Annotated in this window: 13 protein-coding genes; 5 read left to right on the forward strand and 8 right to left on the reverse strand. The window is 40.4% G+C overall.

What is annotated here, in order from left to right; genetic code table 11:
- Positions 1-10: 10 nt before the first annotated feature.
- Together pgl and zwf are read right to left on the reverse strand one after the other, a co-directional pair.
- A complete protein-coding gene (gene pgl, locus ACED29_RS15300; protein WP_182697243.1) occupies positions 11-709 on the reverse strand; it encodes a 6-phosphogluconolactonase in 699 nt (232 codons plus the stop codon).
- A gap of 9 nt (positions 710-718) precedes the next feature.
- Entirely contained in the window at positions 719-2,188 is a 1,470-nt protein-coding gene (zwf, locus tag ACED29_RS15305) for a glucose-6-phosphate dehydrogenase (protein ID WP_273057298.1), read from the reverse strand.
- 338 nt (positions 2,189-2,526) lie between these two features.
- Between zwf and ACED29_RS15310 the strand changes: the two genes are divergently transcribed.
- The gene (locus ACED29_RS15310) at positions 2,527-3,381 is read left to right on the forward strand and encodes a MurR/RpiR family transcriptional regulator (RefSeq protein WP_124014978.1); all 855 of its coding nucleotides are present in this window, start codon (positions 2,527-2,529) and stop codon (positions 3,379-3,381) included.
- Between the two features lie 405 nt (positions 3,382-3,786).
- Entirely contained in the window at positions 3,787-5,226 is a 1,440-nt protein-coding gene (gene pyk, locus ACED29_RS15315) for a pyruvate kinase (RefSeq protein ID WP_124014979.1), read from the forward strand.
- Between the two features lie 252 nt (positions 5,227-5,478).
- Here pyk and ACED29_RS15320 read toward each other — a convergent pair whose 3' ends face one another.
- The 3 genes from ACED29_RS15320 to smrA all read right to left on the reverse strand — a co-directional run bounded on the left by ACED29_RS15320 (position 5,479) and on the right by smrA (position 10,089).
- On the reverse strand, positions 5,479-7,755 hold the full coding sequence (locus ACED29_RS15320; protein ID WP_371698018.1) for an acyl-CoA dehydrogenase: 2,277 nt from the start codon (positions 7,753-7,755) through the stop codon (positions 5,479-5,481).
- A gap of 11 nt (positions 7,756-7,766) precedes the next feature.
- Positions 7,767-8,408 (reverse strand): TetR/AcrR family transcriptional regulator, encoded by a 642-nt coding sequence (locus ACED29_RS15325; RefSeq protein ID WP_124014981.1) that lies wholly within the window; start codon positions 8,406-8,408, stop codon positions 7,767-7,769.
- A 1,078-nt stretch (positions 8,409-9,486) separates the two neighbouring features.
- Positions 9,487-10,089 (reverse strand): DNA endonuclease SmrA, encoded by a 603-nt coding sequence (gene smrA, locus ACED29_RS15330; protein WP_124014982.1) that lies wholly within the window; start codon positions 10,087-10,089, stop codon positions 9,487-9,489.
- A gap of 146 nt (positions 10,090-10,235) precedes the next feature.
- Between smrA and ACED29_RS15335 the strand changes: the two genes are divergently transcribed.
- The 3 genes from ACED29_RS15335 to ACED29_RS15345 all read left to right on the forward strand — a co-directional run bounded on the left by ACED29_RS15335 (position 10,236) and on the right by ACED29_RS15345 (position 13,364).
- Entirely contained in the window at positions 10,236-10,796 is a 561-nt protein-coding gene (locus tag ACED29_RS15335) for a DUF4440 domain-containing protein (RefSeq protein ID WP_182697239.1), read from the forward strand.
- A 5-nt stretch (positions 10,797-10,801) separates the two neighbouring features.
- Positions 10,802-11,293, forward strand: coding sequence for a YchJ family protein (locus ACED29_RS15340; protein ID WP_371698019.1), 492 nt, complete (start codon positions 10,802-10,804; stop codon positions 11,291-11,293).
- A 355-nt stretch (positions 11,294-11,648) separates the two neighbouring features.
- Entirely contained in the window at positions 11,649-13,364 is a 1,716-nt protein-coding gene (locus ACED29_RS15345; protein ID WP_371698020.1) for a methyl-accepting chemotaxis protein, read from the forward strand.
- Positions 13,365-13,574: 210 nt separating this feature from the next.
- On the opposite strand, the gene ACED29_RS15350 is transcribed toward ACED29_RS15345, so the two are convergent.
- From ACED29_RS15350 to ACED29_RS15360, 3 genes are all read right to left on the reverse strand, one after another.
- Positions 13,575-15,806, reverse strand: coding sequence for a putative bifunctional diguanylate cyclase/phosphodiesterase (locus ACED29_RS15350; protein ID WP_371698021.1), 2,232 nt, complete (start codon positions 15,804-15,806; stop codon positions 13,575-13,577).
- Positions 15,807-16,146: 340 nt separating this feature from the next.
- Positions 16,147-16,434, reverse strand: a complete 288-nt coding sequence (locus ACED29_RS15355) for a DUF406 family protein (protein ID WP_124014987.1) — start codon at positions 16,432-16,434, stop codon at positions 16,147-16,149.
- 128 nt (positions 16,435-16,562) lie between these two features.
- Positions 16,563-17,060 carry a VC2046/SO_2500 family protein gene (locus ACED29_RS15360; protein WP_371698022.1) on the reverse strand — a complete coding sequence of 166 codons (498 nt, stop codon included), beginning with the start codon at positions 17,058-17,060 and terminating at the stop codon, positions 16,563-16,565.
- Between the last annotated feature and the right edge of the window lie 180 nt (positions 17,061-17,240).

Consider the following 17,240-nt stretch of genomic DNA (forward strand, 5'->3'; position numbering starts at 1 on the left):
GTAAAACTCCTTACGCGCTATAGAACACATCAACGGGCGTTTTACGCTGCGCTAATACGGCTCTAATGGGCATTTGGGTAACATCATCATTCTCAAGAGCCTGATGATAAACAGTTAGCTTTGGTTCTCCGACGAGATGCAAATAAATCTGACGGCTATTTAAAATGGCATCTTTAGACAAACTAATACGTGCATGAGGAGCAGTTGTCGGATTGACTGCAACGCATAAATCTTTGGTAGTTAATGCATTATCGAGTTCAGCACTGCAAGGAAACCAAGAGCATGTATGCCCATCAGTGCCCATGCCTAATATCACCACATCAAAGGGACGCGGGAAATTAGCTAACGACTCGCTGGTCATATCACAACCCGCTTCAGGGGTTGCAAACATATTTTTTAAGCCGCGAAATTTGGCACTCGAAGCTCGATTCTGCAGTAAATGCTGGCGAACCAACCTTTCGTTTGAATCTTTTTCATCAGCGTTAACCCAGCGTTCATCAGCCAAAGTGACATAAACGTCAGCCCAATCGACTACTTTATGGCTAAGTAAATCAAATAATTTCAATGGTGTGGAACCGCCAGAAACCACTAAACTGGCTTTGCCTCGAGTATCCACAGCATTTTGTAGTTGCTGGGCAATTTTCTCAGCTAGTTTGGCTTCTAAATCAGCTGGATTGTCGAAGGATTTAAATACAGTATCTTTAATCATGTCAGCTCCCTACTCGTCCCAAGAACGGCCATCTTTGGTTATTAATGCGACCGATGCCACAGGTCCCCATGTGCCAGCAGGATAAGATTTAGGCTTTTCACCACTTTGTTCCCATGACTGAATGATGCCATCAACCCATTTCCAGGCTTGCTCAACTTCATCACGACGAACGAATAGTGCTTGGTTTCCGAGCATGGCTTCTAACAACAAACGTTCATACGCATCTGCAATACGTTCGTTTTTAAAGGTATCACTGAAGCTTAAATCGAGCTTAGTCGTTTGTAGACGCTGCTTTTGCTCAAGCCCTGGAACCTTGTTCATCATCTGAATTTCAACCCCTTCATGAGGTTGTAAACGAATGGTTAGCTTGTTCGGTGGCAGATTGCGGTAACTTGCACGATACAAGTTATGAGGTGGATTTTTAAAGTACACCACAATTTCGCTACTCTTAAAGGGCATACGCTTACCGCTGCGTAAATAGAATGGCACTCCAGCCCAACGCCAGTTATCAATATCAACACGGATAGCAACAAAGGTCTCTGTGTGGGATTGAGTGTTGGCATCCTCTTCTTCAAGATAGCCAGGAACAGGTGAACCTTTTAAGAAACCAGCACTGTATTGACCACGAACGGTATTTTCATACACATTGTCTTGGTTAATTGGCCGCAGTGACTTAAGCACTTTCACTTTCTCGTCACGAATACTGTCAGCATCTAAATTGACGGGAGGATCCATGGCAACCAAGGTCAGCACTTGTAATAAGTGGTTTTGGATCATGTCGCGCATTTGACCCGCACCGTCAAAGTAACCCCAACGACCTTCAATACCCACTTCTTCAGCAACCGTGATCTGGACATGATCTATGGTGCGGTTATCCCATTTAGAAGAGAATAAAGAGTTAGCAAAACGCAGGGCAATGAGATTTTGAACGGTTTCTTTACCAAGATAATGATCGATTCGGTAAACCTGATTCTCGTTAAAGAACTCGGCAACCTGGTCATTAATCACATGCGATGATTCTAAATCAGTACCGATTGGCTTTTCGAGCACAACACGGGTATCAGATTGAATAAGGTCTTGCTCGTGTAAACAACGGCAGATAGCACCAAAAATAGAAGGAGGAGTTGCGAAATAATTCACCATGACGCGTTTACTTGGTTCAAGTAAATCGTGGAAGGCACTATAACCTTCAGGATCTGTAAAATTAGTACCGATATAATGACAACGACTCAGGAAGCGCGCTAACGTGGTGGGGCAAAGTTCGTCTTTAACAAATGTATTTAATGCTTTAGTAACTAGGGCAACAAACTCTTCTTGAGTGAATGCGTCTTTTGCTACTCCGATTACCTTGGTTTCTTTATCAAGCAATCCTGCTTTATCTAACTGATATAGAGAAGGTAATAATTTACGCCTAGCTAAATCGCCTTTAGTACCGAAAAGTACGAAGTCGCAAGCCTTAGCTCCAATTGATTTGCCCATTGCTGAAAGCTCTCCTAATTATATGTGTGTGTCATGTTCGAATTCGGTAGATGAATAAAAGCACACTTTTGTTGTAATATAACAACAGAATTTGAATATTGCATCTTTAATTTGCAATTTTTGTATTGTTGTTAACCTAGTCACAAGTATCTATTATCTGCTATGATTTTCCACCAACACCAAGGCTTACAAATCATTTAATCGTGATCGATGTCGTGAAAAATAACTACAGTTGATAATCAACGGTAAATAAATAACTTAATTCACGTAATTCCTGTAAGTTATGATATAAAATTACATTACCTACTTTTTAGCTACTTTCTAGCGGATGCTTGCTTATGAATACCCTTGAAAAGGTTCAAAAAAGCCTTACCCAATTTAGTAAATCTGAACGTAAAGTTGCCGAAGTCATATTAGCCTCACCGCAAACAGCGATACATTCAAGTATTGCCACCTTAGCAAAGATGGCCGATGTTAGTGAACCTACGGTCAATCGATTTTGTCGTCGATTAGACACTAAGGGATTCCCTGATTTTAAGTTACATTTAGCTCAAAGTCTTGCTAACGGCACACCTTATGTTAGTCGACACGTTGAAGAAGATGACACTCCAGAGTCATACACAACAAAAATCTTCGAATCTTCAATGGCATCGCTGGATACGGCTCGTCAGAGTTTAGACACTTCGGCAATTAATAAAGCGGTTGATATTCTCACTCAAGCCAAGACTATTTCGTTTTTTGGCCTTGGTGCCTCTGCTTCTGTGGCCCATGATGCGCAAAACAAGTTCTTTCGTTTCAACGTGCCAGTGATTTGTTTTGATGATGTATTAATGCAACGAATGAGCTGCATTAACTGTAATGAAGGCGATGTAGTGGTATTAATTTCGCATACTGGCCGAACTAAATCACTGATTGAAATAGCGCGTATTGCTCGAGAAAACGGCGCTGCAGTCATCGGCATTACGGCACGTAACTCGCCACTGTCTTTTGAATGTACATTGCCTGTCACTATGGAAGTACCAGAAGACACTGACATGTACTTACCTATGGCATCACGCTTAGCGCAATTGGTTACCATAGATGTACTCGCGACAGGGTTTACCTTACGCCGTGGTCCGCGTTTCCGTGATAATTTAAAACGCGTAAAAGAAGTATTGAAAGAATCTCGGGTAAACAAGGATATGACTATCTAAATTGATGGGTTGTTAAATTAACACTCATGTACAGCCGTGATTTTTATGCTCGATTTAACAACAATAACCACCTTTTAAACTGACTTTTGCACCAAGATTACCAAAGAACTGGTAAATAATTACACAATTAAGTTCTATTTGATCGTGTAAATGCTCATAAATAGCCATCAATTATTGTTCACTAGGCCAAACACTTTATTCTGTTTGGCCTTTTTTATTGTAAAAACCGCGAAACTGTCACATAAATTACACATTAAAAACGATCTTTTTGTTGGTAACTTTACTACATTTACTGAGAATGTCTGTTAATATAGTGACATCATTTTAGTGCCAAGATCACAAGAGCACTTTAATAACCGAATTCTATTTAACACAAAATCTTTCTTATCATTAACGGAGTATCTCATGTTCCGCAGAACTAAAATCGTTACAACACTTGGGCCAGCAACTGACCGCGATGACAATTTACGAAAAATTATCGCAGCAGGCGCTAACGTCGTTAGACTTAACTTCTCACACGGTTCACCAGAAGATCATCTAAAGCGTGCTACGGATACTCGTAGAATTGCTAAAGAATTGGGTAAACATGTCGCTATTTTAGGAGACTTACAAGGTCCTAAAATTCGCATTTCTACCTTTAAAGATAACAAAAAAATCAAACTTAACTTGGGTGATAACTTTATCCTCGATGCTGACTTAGCTAAAGGCGAAGGCGATCAGGATCAAGTGGGTATTGATTATAAGCAACTGCCTGATGATGTTGTCATTGGCGATATCTTAATGCTTGATGATGGTCGTGTGCAGCTGAAAGTTGACCGTGTTGAAGGCCATAAAGTCTTTACTACTGTTACTGTTGCTGGCCCGTTATCGAACAACAAAGGCATCAACAAAAAAGGTGGCGGCTTAACCGCTCCTGCCCTTACCGAAAAAGACATGGCAGACATTAAAACGGCTGCATTGATCAATGTTGATTTCCTTGCTGTGTCATTCCCTCGTACAGGTGCTGATTTAGACTTAGCACGTAAGCTTGCACAAGAAGCCGGTAGCTACGCATTAATCGTTGCTAAGGTTGAACGTGCTGAAGCGGTTGAAACTGACGAAGCAATGGATGATGTTATCCGCGCTTCAGATGTTGTCATGGTTGCTCGTGGTGATTTAGGTGTTGAAATTGGTGATGCTGCACTTGTTGCTGTGCAAAAACGCTTAATTGAGCGTTCTCGCCAACTAAACAAAGCCGTGATCACTGCTACACAAATGATGGAATCGATGATTTCAAGCCCGATGCCAACACGAGCTGAAGTCATGGACGTGGCGAATGCTGTGTTAGACGGAACCGATGCGGTAATGCTGTCAGCGGAAACCGCTGCTGGTGACTTCCCTGAAGAAACGGTTATGGCAATGGCGAACGTTTGTTTAGGTGCAGAATTACATCCAAGTGTTAATGTGTCTAAGCACCGTATGGATCAGCGTTTCTCTTCAGTTGAAGAAACTATCGCGCTTTCAACCATGTATGCGGCTAACCACTTGCCTGGCGTTAAAGCCATTATTTCGTTAACTGAATCTGGCGCGACAGCAAAATTAATGTCACGTATCAGCTCTGGTTTACCAATTTTTGCTTTATCTCGTCATCAAAAGACATTGGCCAGCATGGCAATGTACCGTGGTGTACAGCCAATTGAGTTTGACTCAACAGCATATCCTGCAGATGAGCTTGCTAAAGAAGCATTAAACTGTATGGTTAGCAGAGGTTATTTGGTCAGTGGTGATATGGTCCTGATGACTAAAGGTGACGCGATGGAAACCATTGGTGGCACTAACACTTGCAAAGTATTGATCGTTGCTTAATTGATATTGCATGTCATGAGGCATACTCAATAGCAGGTATATTGCAGTAGACTCGACACTTTAAAGCCAATCTCCGGATTGGCTTTTTTATGGGTGTATTTTAAGATATTCTGCTTTATGCACTTTGATATTTCCCTTCTCAGACCGATAACTTGTTAATTTAGTTTGCCATAGTAAAAAAAGCCCCCGACAGAGTCAGGGCTATTTACACAAAGGTTTTATAAAACCATTAAAGGGTTTTATTAATTCTGATTAAATCTTATCAAAATCATCAACATTTATAGCCGCTAAACGCAATACATCTGCCTCAACAAGCTGTTTATGTTCCGCTTTGGTGATAATGTCTTTTTCTAGTGCTTGCTCAAATAACTCAAGCATTGGCAGCTTAGATTTTAAATGACCACTACGTTGCGCTTTCTTTAGCTTCTTATACAAATCTTTCGCAGCATATTTTGCCAAGAAAGCCTGCTCTACTTCAGCGATACCACTTTCATCACCTTCAACATCACTGCATAGGAAGGTAATACGGTCACGAGCAGGTCCAGGTTTGAGCATACCAGTAACTAAATCAACCGCATATTTATCACTTGGTGCATTGAAATGATTTCCTAATGGGAATATCAATACTCGTAGCAATACCGCAGCGATTTTGCTCGGGAAGTTACGAATAGCATCATTGAGTGCTTTTGCCGCTAGATGTAAACGCTCTGTCATCACATAATGTACAGCAGGTAAATCATCTTGCTGACGGCCATTATCTTCAAACAATTTCAATGTCGCAGATGCTAGGTATAACTGGCTTAATACATCACCCATTCGCGCAGAAATCATTTCTTTACGTTTAAGATCGCCACCCATAATCAACATCGATAAATCAGTCATTATCGCAAGCGATGAAGAGATCCGCGTCATATCACGATAATATTGTTGAGTCGGACCACTCACTGGTGCACTGCCTAAACGACTTCCGGTTAATGCATAACCAAATGAGCGTAATGCATTGCCAATGGCATAACCAATATGACCCAGTAACAATGAATCGAAACGATCTAAAGCTGATGTCTCATCTTCCATTGCTGCGGCTTCCATTTCCGCCAAAACATATGGATGACAGCGCGTTGCTCCTTGACCAAAAATCATCAATGAACGAGTCAGGATATTTGCACCTTCTACCGTAATTGAAATAGGTGTGGCGATATACGCATGACCTAGGTAGTTTTTAGGTCCTAATTGGATACCTTTACCAGACTGAACATCCATCGCGTCCTCTAATACATCACGGCCTAACTCGGTCATGTGGTATTTAGCAATCGCGGTCACCACAGAAGGTTTCACTTTTAAGTCGATACCTTGAGTAGTTAAACGACGAGCAGCTTCAAGTTGGTAAGTATTAGCGATAATTCGCGCTGTAGCTTCTTGTACGCCTTCAAAATGTCCGATTGGCATACCGAACTGTTGACGAACATAACTATAAGCAGTGGTCGTTTTAGTCGCCACATGGCCAGATGCCGTAGCGAGTGCAGGTAATGAGATACCACGCCCAGCAGACAAACATTCAACCAGCATACGCCAACCTTTGCCGGCAAACTGTGGTCCACCAATAATCCAATCCAATGGAATGAATACATCTTCACCACTGGTTGTCCCGTTCATAAACGCCATCATTAATGGGTTATGACGACGACCGATTTCAACACCTTGATGATCTGTTGGGATAAGCGCACAGGTGATCCCTATATTTTTAACATCACCTAACAATCCGTCAGGATCGCGCATTTGAAAGGCCAATCCCAAAACCGTCGCGACAGGAGCCAAAGTAATGTAACGCTTGTTCCAGGTTAAACTTAAGCCCAATGTTTCTTCGCCTTCAAACTCACGGCGACACACAATACCGACATCAGGAATAGCACCAGCATCACTGCCCGCTTCTGGGCCTGTTAATGCGAAACATGGAATATCTTTACCCACAGCCAGTGAAGGTAACCAACGTTCTTTTTGTTCTTTAGTACCATAATGCGTCAGTAACTCACCAGGGCCTAAAGAATTAGGCACCATAACGGTAACCGCCGCACTGACACTGCGCGTAGCAATTTTTGCTACTATGGTTGAGTTTGCATAAGCAGAAAACTCACGACCACCGAATTTTTTAGGAATAATTAACGCAAAAAAACCTTGCTCTTTAAAGTACTGCCACAACTCTGGCGGTAAATCTTTGCGATTATGAACAATATCAAAATCGTCGATCATGGTTAATGCGGTTTGAACTTGATTATTTATAAAGTCCTGCTCTTCAGCACTTAACGTTGGCTTACCGTAACCGTGTAAGGTGTTCCAGTTTGGCTTACCACGGAATAACTCACCTTCCCACCAAACATCACCCGCTTCCATTGCTTCCTTCTCGGTACTCGACAAAGGAGGTAACACTTTTTTGAAGAACGAAAATACTGGACGCGTAATAAATTGCATCCTGATATTACGTACGCCAAAGAGGACAATGATCGCTACAACTAGCAATATGACGATACTCATTTTATACCTTCTTAGTTTGTTAACACAGGAACAGCAACACCTGCTGCCATGTAGGGGATGACTTTACGAAGAATCGCTTCAATGTTGTTATGTTCACCATACTCAGCGGCGGCAATTTCATTTAACGCATCTGCAGAAGCCATGGTAAATACTATCGTCCCGAGGGTGAAATGCAAACGCCAAAACATTTCAGCTGCGGGAATATGCGGTGCACTGGCCGATACGGCTTGCACAAAAGTCGCTAAGTGTTCGCCATAATGCGTGGTGATAAACCAACGTAAATGCCCTTGGCTTTCAATGTAACCACGACCCAACAGCTGCAAGAAAATAATCGTGCCGCCATTGCGCACTTTGTTAAGCTCGAGTAATGGCTTAATTAAAGCAGAAAAAATTTCATTTAGTGACGCATCTTCAGGCGCATGATGTATGCGTTTAATTTCTATCGCAGCGCTTGGCATAAATACATCTAAGTATCTTGCGAGTACTGCGCGAATTAATTCTTTTTTCGAACCGAAATGGTAATTGACCGATGCCAAATTGACTTCAGCTTTACTGGTGATCAGTCGCAACGACGTTTCAGAAAAACCTCTTTCAGCAAACAACTTTTCAGCTGCGTCGAGTATTCTTGTTTTTGTATCAGTACGACTTGCCATTCCAAGACCCAAGTTAATTTAAACACCCGTTTAAATTAATCATTGAGCGAACAGATGTCAATCGAAATTGTTAGCTTTCTTTAACAACATCAACATCACAAACAGCAATAAACCTGCCAAATTGTTAACTATTATACAAAGTTTGCTATTTTGTGGTTGGCAGATATCAACAGTTAGAAAGGACACACACTAGATACACTTGCCTTTAAAACGACCGTCTCAAATTGATCCTGCGCCTTTATGACATGAGAATTCGGTCACTGTAATTACACAAATGGATTTACTTTTAAAAAACGCCACCATAGACAGTGTTAATCAAGCCATTATTGCACTTTCTAATACCACTATGTACTGACAGATAATGGGCTTACTCTAAACGCTGCCCACTACGTCAAAGACATTGGCTTATGATGAAAACGATTAGAAATGACATTGCCTTAGGCCTGTGAGTTTATTGATAGCTCTATTGCACAGACAAGTATTCACCGATACCACTAAACCGTAGAAATAAAACCAAGATTGCTGGGATCTAGAAGAAAAGCATCGAGGTGTTAAAGAACCAACGGAGCAGTGTGCAGGAGAGATTAATGCCAACGCAGAGCCTATGTAACGCTTAGTTTTACATTGCCGTTATACAAACCTAGTGTGATATTGCCAATACTCTAGCCCATTCATTACGTTAGTATTTATAGAAATAAAGACGCTTGAGGCAAACACAAGTATGTGTTCAAAATGGCTGCCTGTTAACCTTGGCCTGAAGCATTCAGTGGTGACAGGTGAGATAACATGACTGCAAAAGCTTAACGATATGGCTTTGCTCCACTACAAATATCACTAGGTATGCAAAACGCACGAAGCAAGCCAACAGCGAAACTGGTAATGCTGACTTGAGCGACTAAGAGTATGAATAAAAAATATCGTCAAAATACAAATGTTAGCGCTAATTAGTGCTTAGTTAAAAAAGTTATTTGCCATCAAATTTTTTCAACCAAACAACATCGGCAGTTAAATTTTTGGGATTATTTTTTGCTTTTATAATATGACTGGCTTTTTCGATGCAACATACACCCGATAAAACCTACCTAAAACCACGACCCTTTCTATTCAGTTCACTATTTTCAATTCTTTTTTGCGGTGATTTTTTTAGCATGATAAATACCGCACCTACTCCACCACATTCTTTTGTGGCCGAATGATACGCGGTAACGGGTTCAATAAATCTTAGCCAATGGCATACCGCTGATTTCATTAACCCTGAATAAGGTTTACTTTTATAACCCTTGCCATGAATAACCAAAATATTACGTTCACCGCGTTCATAAGCACCTAGCACGCAACTAAGTAAACTTTCACGGGCCTGCGGGAGCCTATATTGATGTAAATCCAACACGGTATTGAATCGGTATTTACCAAGGCGCAGTTGGGTAAATACTTCATCTTGAATCCCATCCATTTTATAGCTCACTACATCATCGGGCTCAACCGCTGTAAATAAATAAGGATCGGTAGGCAATAACTGTAACAACTCATGTTGTTCCGCTGCTGCTCGCTTTGCCAATTGAGCATCTGTTACACTTAACGGATTAAGCCATCTTGGGTCTGTATGCGACTGATGTTCTTGCTTAAGAGGACTAACATCGGCCATTTCTTGTAAAAATAATTCGTCATCACTTAACGACATGTGCCACCTCCAACATACTTTGTAAAGATTCTATGCTTTAGCAAAGTGGATGATTAATTTATAGTTATCGTTACGGTATCGCTTGCCATTATTGATTTACACTAGATAAAAAAGAGAACCATTCCTTGAAAAGAATATTGTCCTTAATGAATACGCTCAGGTTATTGATATTGCTAACCGTTAGTGTGTGCCTAAGCACCATGAACGTTTATGCAACAGAATCTATACCCCATAAAACGTTGAATGCTAATTTTACAAAATTGACGCAGGCATTTGAACAATTAGATCTTGCCGCGATAGAACAAATATATACCGACGATGCTGTATATATCTCTGAAACACAAGACCGAGGTATCATTAGCGGTAAAGAAAATATTCTTAGCCTGTACAGCCAATTTTTTAACAAAATTAAACGAAAAAATGCCAAACTTGAAGTCGACTTCAGAGTACTGGTACGACACAACGAGCCCAATAGCGCAACTGATGTGGGTTATTATTTAGTGCGTTTTCATCCAGGAAAAGATTCAGGAGAACCTGTCAGTGAATTTGCTGGTAAATTTGTGACTGTTTTTAGTAAAGATAACAAACAGCAATGGAAAATTAGTGTTGATTCGAACACCCATGCTGCGCCCCATTTTTACTATGATGCCAAACCCGTTCCCAATCTTTATTACGGTCGCCAATTTATTACCGCTGCAAAAGAATAAACTCAATGAACCATAATGATTTAATAGACACTAACAGCACGTATTGCCCTTGTGGCAGCGCCGTCGACTATGCTCAATGTTGTCAGCCATTTCATCTGAATCAGGCTGTGGCTGACACACCAGAGCGATTAATGCGCTCTCGTTATAGCGCCTTTGTGTTAAAGCAATTTCATTATTTAATTGTGACTCATCATGCGGATCATTTACAGGGATTAACCGAGAAGCAGCTGGCACAATTTAAAACGCAGTGGTTGGGATTAGAAGTGCTTTCTTCGACACGATGCGCTGAAAAAGGTGAAGTGATTTTTAAAGCATGGTTTATCGAAGATAAAAAGATCGATGCGATATATGAGCGTTCATCGTTTATCCAACAAGATGGCCATTGGCTTTATACTAGTGGAACACAAATGCACAATCGTTTACCCGGTCGAAATGATGCTTGTATTTGCCATAGCGGCAAAAAGTTTAAACAGTGCTGTGCCAAGCTCATGAGTTAAAACAGCAAAACCAATAATGCCGCTTAATTATCACTGTGCCATATCATCAGCTAAAAGTGCATAGATGCACTTTTTAGCTGATCAATAACCTGATCTATTTGTTCAAGATGTAACCAATATGGCAGAAATGACCTCGCCTTCATACTCAATAAATCTTATCTGATCACGCTTGTCTTTTCGTCATCAACTCAGTTTAAAAAGTCTAATTGATTATCGGTCAAGCAACGTCGATCTGATTTTGTTAACAATATGTTAACCACCTCTCATATATAAATTTAATTAATGTGTAATATTCATTTTATTTATCTTATTTATATTGAGCACACTAGGTTGTGTCGAAAATAAAGGATATTTTATGACATCATTATCTGGCCAACAGCCTAGCCAAGATTCAAGCCAAGCTAAACCATCCAAGTTTACTGAAAAACTGCAATCAGTTAGTGCTCGCTTGACGTTGAGCATGTTAATCACTTTAGGCGCACTATTATTTTTAGCATATCAAGGTATATCAGGTATGCAACAAGCCACAAACTCAATTGATGACCTATACTCGCAGGGCATGCAACATACCATTCGAGCCGGCAAAGTATTAGATGAGTTAGGCAATGCAAGAAGTGCCTTGTTGTTATCCTTGCAGCATGATCCCTCATCAGAATTTGCCAAACTCCATGATCACCCAACTGACATACACATTAATGATATTAATCAATCGTTGAAAATACTCCATGATATTATTGATAATGAAATTCTAAGCTCCAATTTAAATACCGATGAAAGAGCCCAAGTTAACAGATTGGTTCATCAACTTGATGTCATCACAGATAACGGTTTTAATCGGGCATTGGTAGAATTAAATGCGGGCAAATTCAGACAAGCAAATATGATTCTATTAAAGGATATTAATCCTGTTTTCAAATTAGTCTCTGCAGAGGCCCAAGGCTTTCTGGATATACAAATTGCTGAAGCAAAAGCTAATTTTGAACAATCAGAGAAGAATATTAGTGCGTTCCGGATAAAGGTAATCATAGCAGTGCTGTTGAGTATGATAATTATCACCTTTTTATCCTTAGTGATTATTAAACGCATCAAATTAGCATCACAGCATTTAGAAGATAGCGCGAATAAAATTTCCTTGGGTGATTTGACCCAACGGATCCATTTGACGGGGAACGATGAATTTACCCACATAGCTACTTACGTAAATCAGATTGTTTATAGTTTTCAAAGTATCGTTAAATCAATGCACCAATCTACATTCTTGTTGGCAAGCGCATCAGAAGAAAACTCGGCAGTTGCGGCGCAAACAAAACTAAATATTCTCGAACAGCAACAACAAACTCAGAGTATTGCTAGCGCTATCCATCAGTTTTCCGCAACGGTACATGATGTGGCCCAGAGTGCCAGTTCGGCTGCTCAAGCCTCTGAACATACAGATAATGCTGCGTCTAAAGGGCAACAGGTGGTTAAAGAGAGTATTGCCAGAATTGAACGCTTATCGATTGAAATGCAAGAGTCAGTCTCAGCAATGAAATCAGTGGCACAACATGCTGAAGATATTGGCAGTGTTGTCGACGTGATCCAAGCCATCTCTGAACAGACGAATTTATTAGCATTAAATGCGGCCATAGAAGCGGCTCGTGCTGGTGAGCAGGGTCGAGGATTCGCTGTGGTAGCAGATGAAGTTAGAACCTTGGCCAGTCGTACACAACAGTCTACCCAAGAAATACAGAAAACGATTCAAAACTTACAAAAAGCTAGCCGAGATGCGACTCAACGTTTAGTGCAAGGGGCTGAAAATGCACAACAAACGGCAACGGAAGCACAAAAAGCGGGTGATGCATTAGCTGAAATAACTGACAGTGTTGATCAAATTAATGCCATGAATTCACAAATTGCCACTGCAGCGGAAGAACAAAGTTCGGTGACAGAAGAGATAAACCGCAACATTACGAGTATCAGTGATATTTCCAATCAAACCGCTGCCGGAGCGGAACAAAGCAGTGCCGCCAGTAATGAATTAGCTAAGTTAGCCGAAACGATGAAAGCAGAAATTGAAAAATTTAGACTTTAAGGCTTAACGACTCAGTTAAATAACAGGAAGTTAGATGCATGACTTCCTTTTTTAATTCATGCAAATCGTTCACCGCTTTAGTTCAAACATCGCTTGGAACCGCCCTAGTGTATAAGTAAAAAGACGCTATCCAACTTACCTTACATGTGTTTCTGAACTAGAGAATGTCTTAATGTCACATGAAAGATAAACACTAACAAAATCTCAAAACTAAGCGATAAATGATTCAGGTTGCATGTTAACTGTAGTCGCAGACTGGTGGTTATTAATGAATAAACCAAAATCATTCACCCGTATTGCAGGGCTATACAAAAATCCTTGGGCTTGATGACAACCGCTTAGGGTTAAAAAGGCTTCTTGCTCTGTCGTTTCCACCCCTTCAGCGGTTAATGAAATGTTCAGTGCTTTCGCCATAGCGATGATGGCACTGACAATCTCACGACTTTCGCGGCTGGAAGATATATCCATAATGAATGAGCGATCTATTTTTAATTTGGAAATAGGAAACTGTTTAAGGTATTTCATCGAACTGTAACCAGTACCAAAATCATCAATCGCTAAGCCAACACCTAATTCTGCCAACTCATGACATAAATTAATCGCATAGCGAATGTCACCCATGAGTTCAGTCTCAGTGATTTCAAGGATCAATGTATTGGGCTTAATTCGATAGCGGGTGATTAATAGCCATACGAGTTCATACAAATTGCCACTAAAAAATTGTCGCGCTGACACGTTGACATGCATGGTAATGTTAACGTTTTTATGTTGCCATAAATTTAATTGCTTACAGGCCGCCTCTAATACCCATTCACCAATTTGATTAATCATCCCGGTTTGTTCTGCTATTTCAATAAACGTGCCTGGATACAGCACCCCTTTTTTAGGATGATTCCAGCGAATTAATGCTTCAGCACCAATGTATTGATGATGCTGGAGATCCATCAAAGGTTGATAGTACAGCTCAAACTCACGGCCGCGAATCGCATGCTGCAAATCTCGCTCTATTTCCGCTTTAGTGGTAAATGTTTCAAGTAACGCTTCATTAAAAAATTGGTAATTATTATCGTTTTTCTTCTTGGCATATTGCAAAGTAATATCCGCACAGGATAACGGAGTAAATAAGCCCACAACAGACTTGATGTCTACCACGGCAATAGCGGGGTTAGGTTGTATTTTGGCTCTGGAGATCATTGATGGCGCCGCCAAATTCATATACAAACGGCTAATAATGGCTTCGACTTCGATTTCAGAAGTCACTGGAGGCAATAACACAGCAAACTCATCGCTACCGATCCTTGCGACATCAATCGCATTGGCAGACGTTGCAAAATGTTTTAATCGTCGTGCTACCTCAATCAGTAAAGCATCGCCATCTTCATGGCCATGAGTATCGTTAAAACGCTTGAAGCCCAATAAATCAATGAGGATTAATATGCCATCAGCAGCGCGATCAAGTATGGGGGTAAAATGACTACGATTGTGCAAACCGGTTAACGCACAATGCCAAGCTAAACGTTCTAATGCCACTTTATGTAAAAATGCTGCGGAATTATCATAACTGGAAACTAGCGCATAATGTTTACCTTGTTCGGTGACAAACGGCTTAATATGATACTTTAGCCAATATTCACTGCCATCGGTGCGTGTCAGCTTAAGTTCGCCTTCCACAACTTCACTAGCGCGTAATTTTTCGATGATATGATCAAGTAGTTTAGGAGCGTTTCTAAAAATATCGAGATTAGAAACGCTATGATGTTCAACGTTATTGCGAAGCAATCCAGTCATTTTTTGATGAGCACTATTCACGTACTCAATAATACGACTATCGATATTGACCAGCATAACAACATGTTCTGATTGCTCTGTGGCATTGCGTAACAAATGAATTTGTTCATTACTGTCATAGGTATAACGTGTAGACAAGGCTAACGCCAGCTGATCTGCACATTGGATTGCAAGCTGAATGTCTAATTTACCCCATTGAGTCTGTTGGCAACTTTCCACCGATAATACGCCCTCGATATGGCCATTAATTCGGATGGCAATATCAATACTGGTAACAATATTGTGGTGTTGGTAGTAATCAGAAAAAGTGTCGACGAGGTTAATATGAGCATTGTCAGTAGATAATATGTAGCGATGACAACGTAGTTCGTTGATGTACTGTGGATCAATGGTCATTTGTTTCAAATGGGAGGTATACACCAGCGTCTGGTCCACATCACTTGCAACCAATGCATGCTCAGAAATAAGGCGTTCATCAACCAGCAAGGCATCATTGTTTTTATGTCGTAATGACCAAACAGACACAAATGATGCTTTAAAATAATCCCGCAGCAATTGACAAACCAGCTCTGCGGTTTTGGTGAAATCACCTTGTTGTTTTGCACTGGAATTTACAATTAATTCCAATAAGTGCTGGTGTTCTCTTCGACTCATTTACATCCCGAAAAAAATGGTTTCATTTCCTAAATCTATAACGTTTGTAACTCAAAATACTTATCATTATTGGTTCTGGTATTCTGAGTGTGAGTCAACATGTTATAGCAATACTTAGAGAGTAAAACTCGCGTTAAAGGCATCATAAAGTTACATTAGCAAAAGCTACTATGTCTTTAGTTAAGTAACGCAGATTACACGCGATACTTAAAAACAGCAATCCTTTGGTAATACATTGTTACGCTTTACTAGGATTAATATTACGCGAGGGATACTCGAATAAAAATCTTTAACAACAAACATATAACCAATATTTCTTTTCATTACACTGCAGAAAGATCTACAGTTGATTTTCAAGTTGAAAAATCATTTTCTCTACACTAAAAGCGAAATCAAGCTTGAGTTCAATGGTATTATCGGCATCAATAATGACAGCTTTTGTATCAGCAAAACGTTGCTGAGCAATTTCCTGCATCGCTTGAGCTTGTGACAATGCATCATCACCAGCAAAACTAAGCACTAATAATGTATCTTCTGCCTCAACTACGGCACCAATATCGACGTAACTTCCGCATTCGGTACAACTATCGCTTACAAGGCCTTGCTGCTGTTTAATTTGTTTAATCATGACTTCACCCACTAGTTAATTTAACGGTCACTTATCAATATAACGTAGATCAAGCAGCCATTTATTTGCCATGCTCACAAATCCTAAAAGTATTCACTTAATCTAAACAAGATCACCGCATTACAGGCTTATGCTAGCTGAAGTGCTAACGTGTTTGATATCTTACGCTGCGTGCTGAGTTGATCTAAAAAATGCATGTCTTCTATGGGAGTATGTTGCTGGTAAGCATTGATCGCTTTATTTTTAGTGAGGTAATCACAGTTACTTAATACTTCGACCATAGCATCAGATTGCGACCCTCTGATGACCAGAGCTTCAGGTGTTAATGCTTGTTGCAGTTGAAACTGTCTGGCACCTTGTTGCTGAAATATCATCGCGTGATCAAAAGTGTCTGGATGGACAGAAATATCATCAACTAATAACTGCGGTTGCGGTACAGAAAATTTGTTGCGTAACATTTGCGTGTTATCAGTGTCAGTTTCTAATTGAAACTGTGCCATATCACGAGCATCTACAGACAGCATAGCCAATAGCAAGCCAAATTCACCGCGACGATTATGTTCAATCGCGACGTTTAATCGGTTCCCTATTTGTAATTCATTGACTAATGTTGACTCAATTTGCATATAAAAACATCACAACTACTGCTCGATGCTATTTTATCGACCAAACAGTCATAAACTTTAGTAATTTATTCAACTTTACACTTTACATACAAAAGGTTTCTGACTACTATGGCGACCGCAATTGAGGAGGGGTTCCCGAGTGGCCAAAGGGATCAGACTGTAAATCTGACGGCTCAGCCT

The organism is Shewanella sp. 5S214, from assembly GCF_041439795.1.
In the GTDB taxonomy this organism is placed as follows: domain Bacteria; phylum Pseudomonadota; class Gammaproteobacteria; order Enterobacterales; family Shewanellaceae; genus Shewanella; species Shewanella vesiculosa.

Excerpts from the sequence above, each read along its gene's own strand:
- pgl (WP_182697243.1), bottom strand. The coding sequence starts at position 709 with ATGATTAAAGATACTGTATTTAAATCCTTCGACAATCCAGCTGATTTA.
- zwf (WP_273057298.1), bottom strand. The coding sequence starts at position 2,188 with ATGGGCAAATCAATTGGAGCTAAGGCTTGCGACTTCGTACTTTTCGGT.
- ACED29_RS15310 (WP_124014978.1), top strand. The coding sequence starts at position 2,527 with ATGAATACCCTTGAAAAGGTTCAAAAAAGCCTTACCCAATTTAGTAAA.
- pyk (WP_124014979.1), top strand. The coding sequence starts at position 3,787 with ATGTTCCGCAGAACTAAAATCGTTACAACACTTGGGCCAGCAACTGAC.
- ACED29_RS15320 (WP_371698018.1), bottom strand. The coding sequence starts at position 7,755 with ATGAGTATCGTCATATTGCTAGTTGTAGCGATCATTGTCCTCTTTGGC.
- ACED29_RS15325 (WP_124014981.1), bottom strand. The coding sequence starts at position 8,408 with ATGGCAAGTCGTACTGATACAAAAACAAGAATACTCGACGCAGCTGAA.
- smrA (WP_124014982.1), bottom strand. The coding sequence starts at position 10,089 with ATGTCGTTAAGTGATGACGAATTATTTTTACAAGAAATGGCCGATGTT.
- ACED29_RS15335 (WP_182697239.1), top strand. The coding sequence starts at position 10,236 with ATGAATACGCTCAGGTTATTGATATTGCTAACCGTTAGTGTGTGCCTA.
- ACED29_RS15340 (WP_371698019.1), top strand. The coding sequence starts at position 10,802 with ATGAACCATAATGATTTAATAGACACTAACAGCACGTATTGCCCTTGT.
- ACED29_RS15345 (WP_371698020.1), top strand. The coding sequence starts at position 11,649 with ATGACATCATTATCTGGCCAACAGCCTAGCCAAGATTCAAGCCAAGCT.
- ACED29_RS15350 (WP_371698021.1), bottom strand. The coding sequence starts at position 15,806 with ATGAGTCGAAGAGAACACCAGCACTTATTGGAATTAATTGTAAATTCC.
- ACED29_RS15355 (WP_124014987.1), bottom strand. The coding sequence starts at position 16,434 with ATGATTAAACAAATTAAACAGCAGCAAGGCCTTGTAAGCGATAGTTGT.
- ACED29_RS15360 (WP_371698022.1), bottom strand. The coding sequence starts at position 17,060 with ATGCAAATTGAGTCAACATTAGTCAATGAATTACAAATAGGGAACCGA.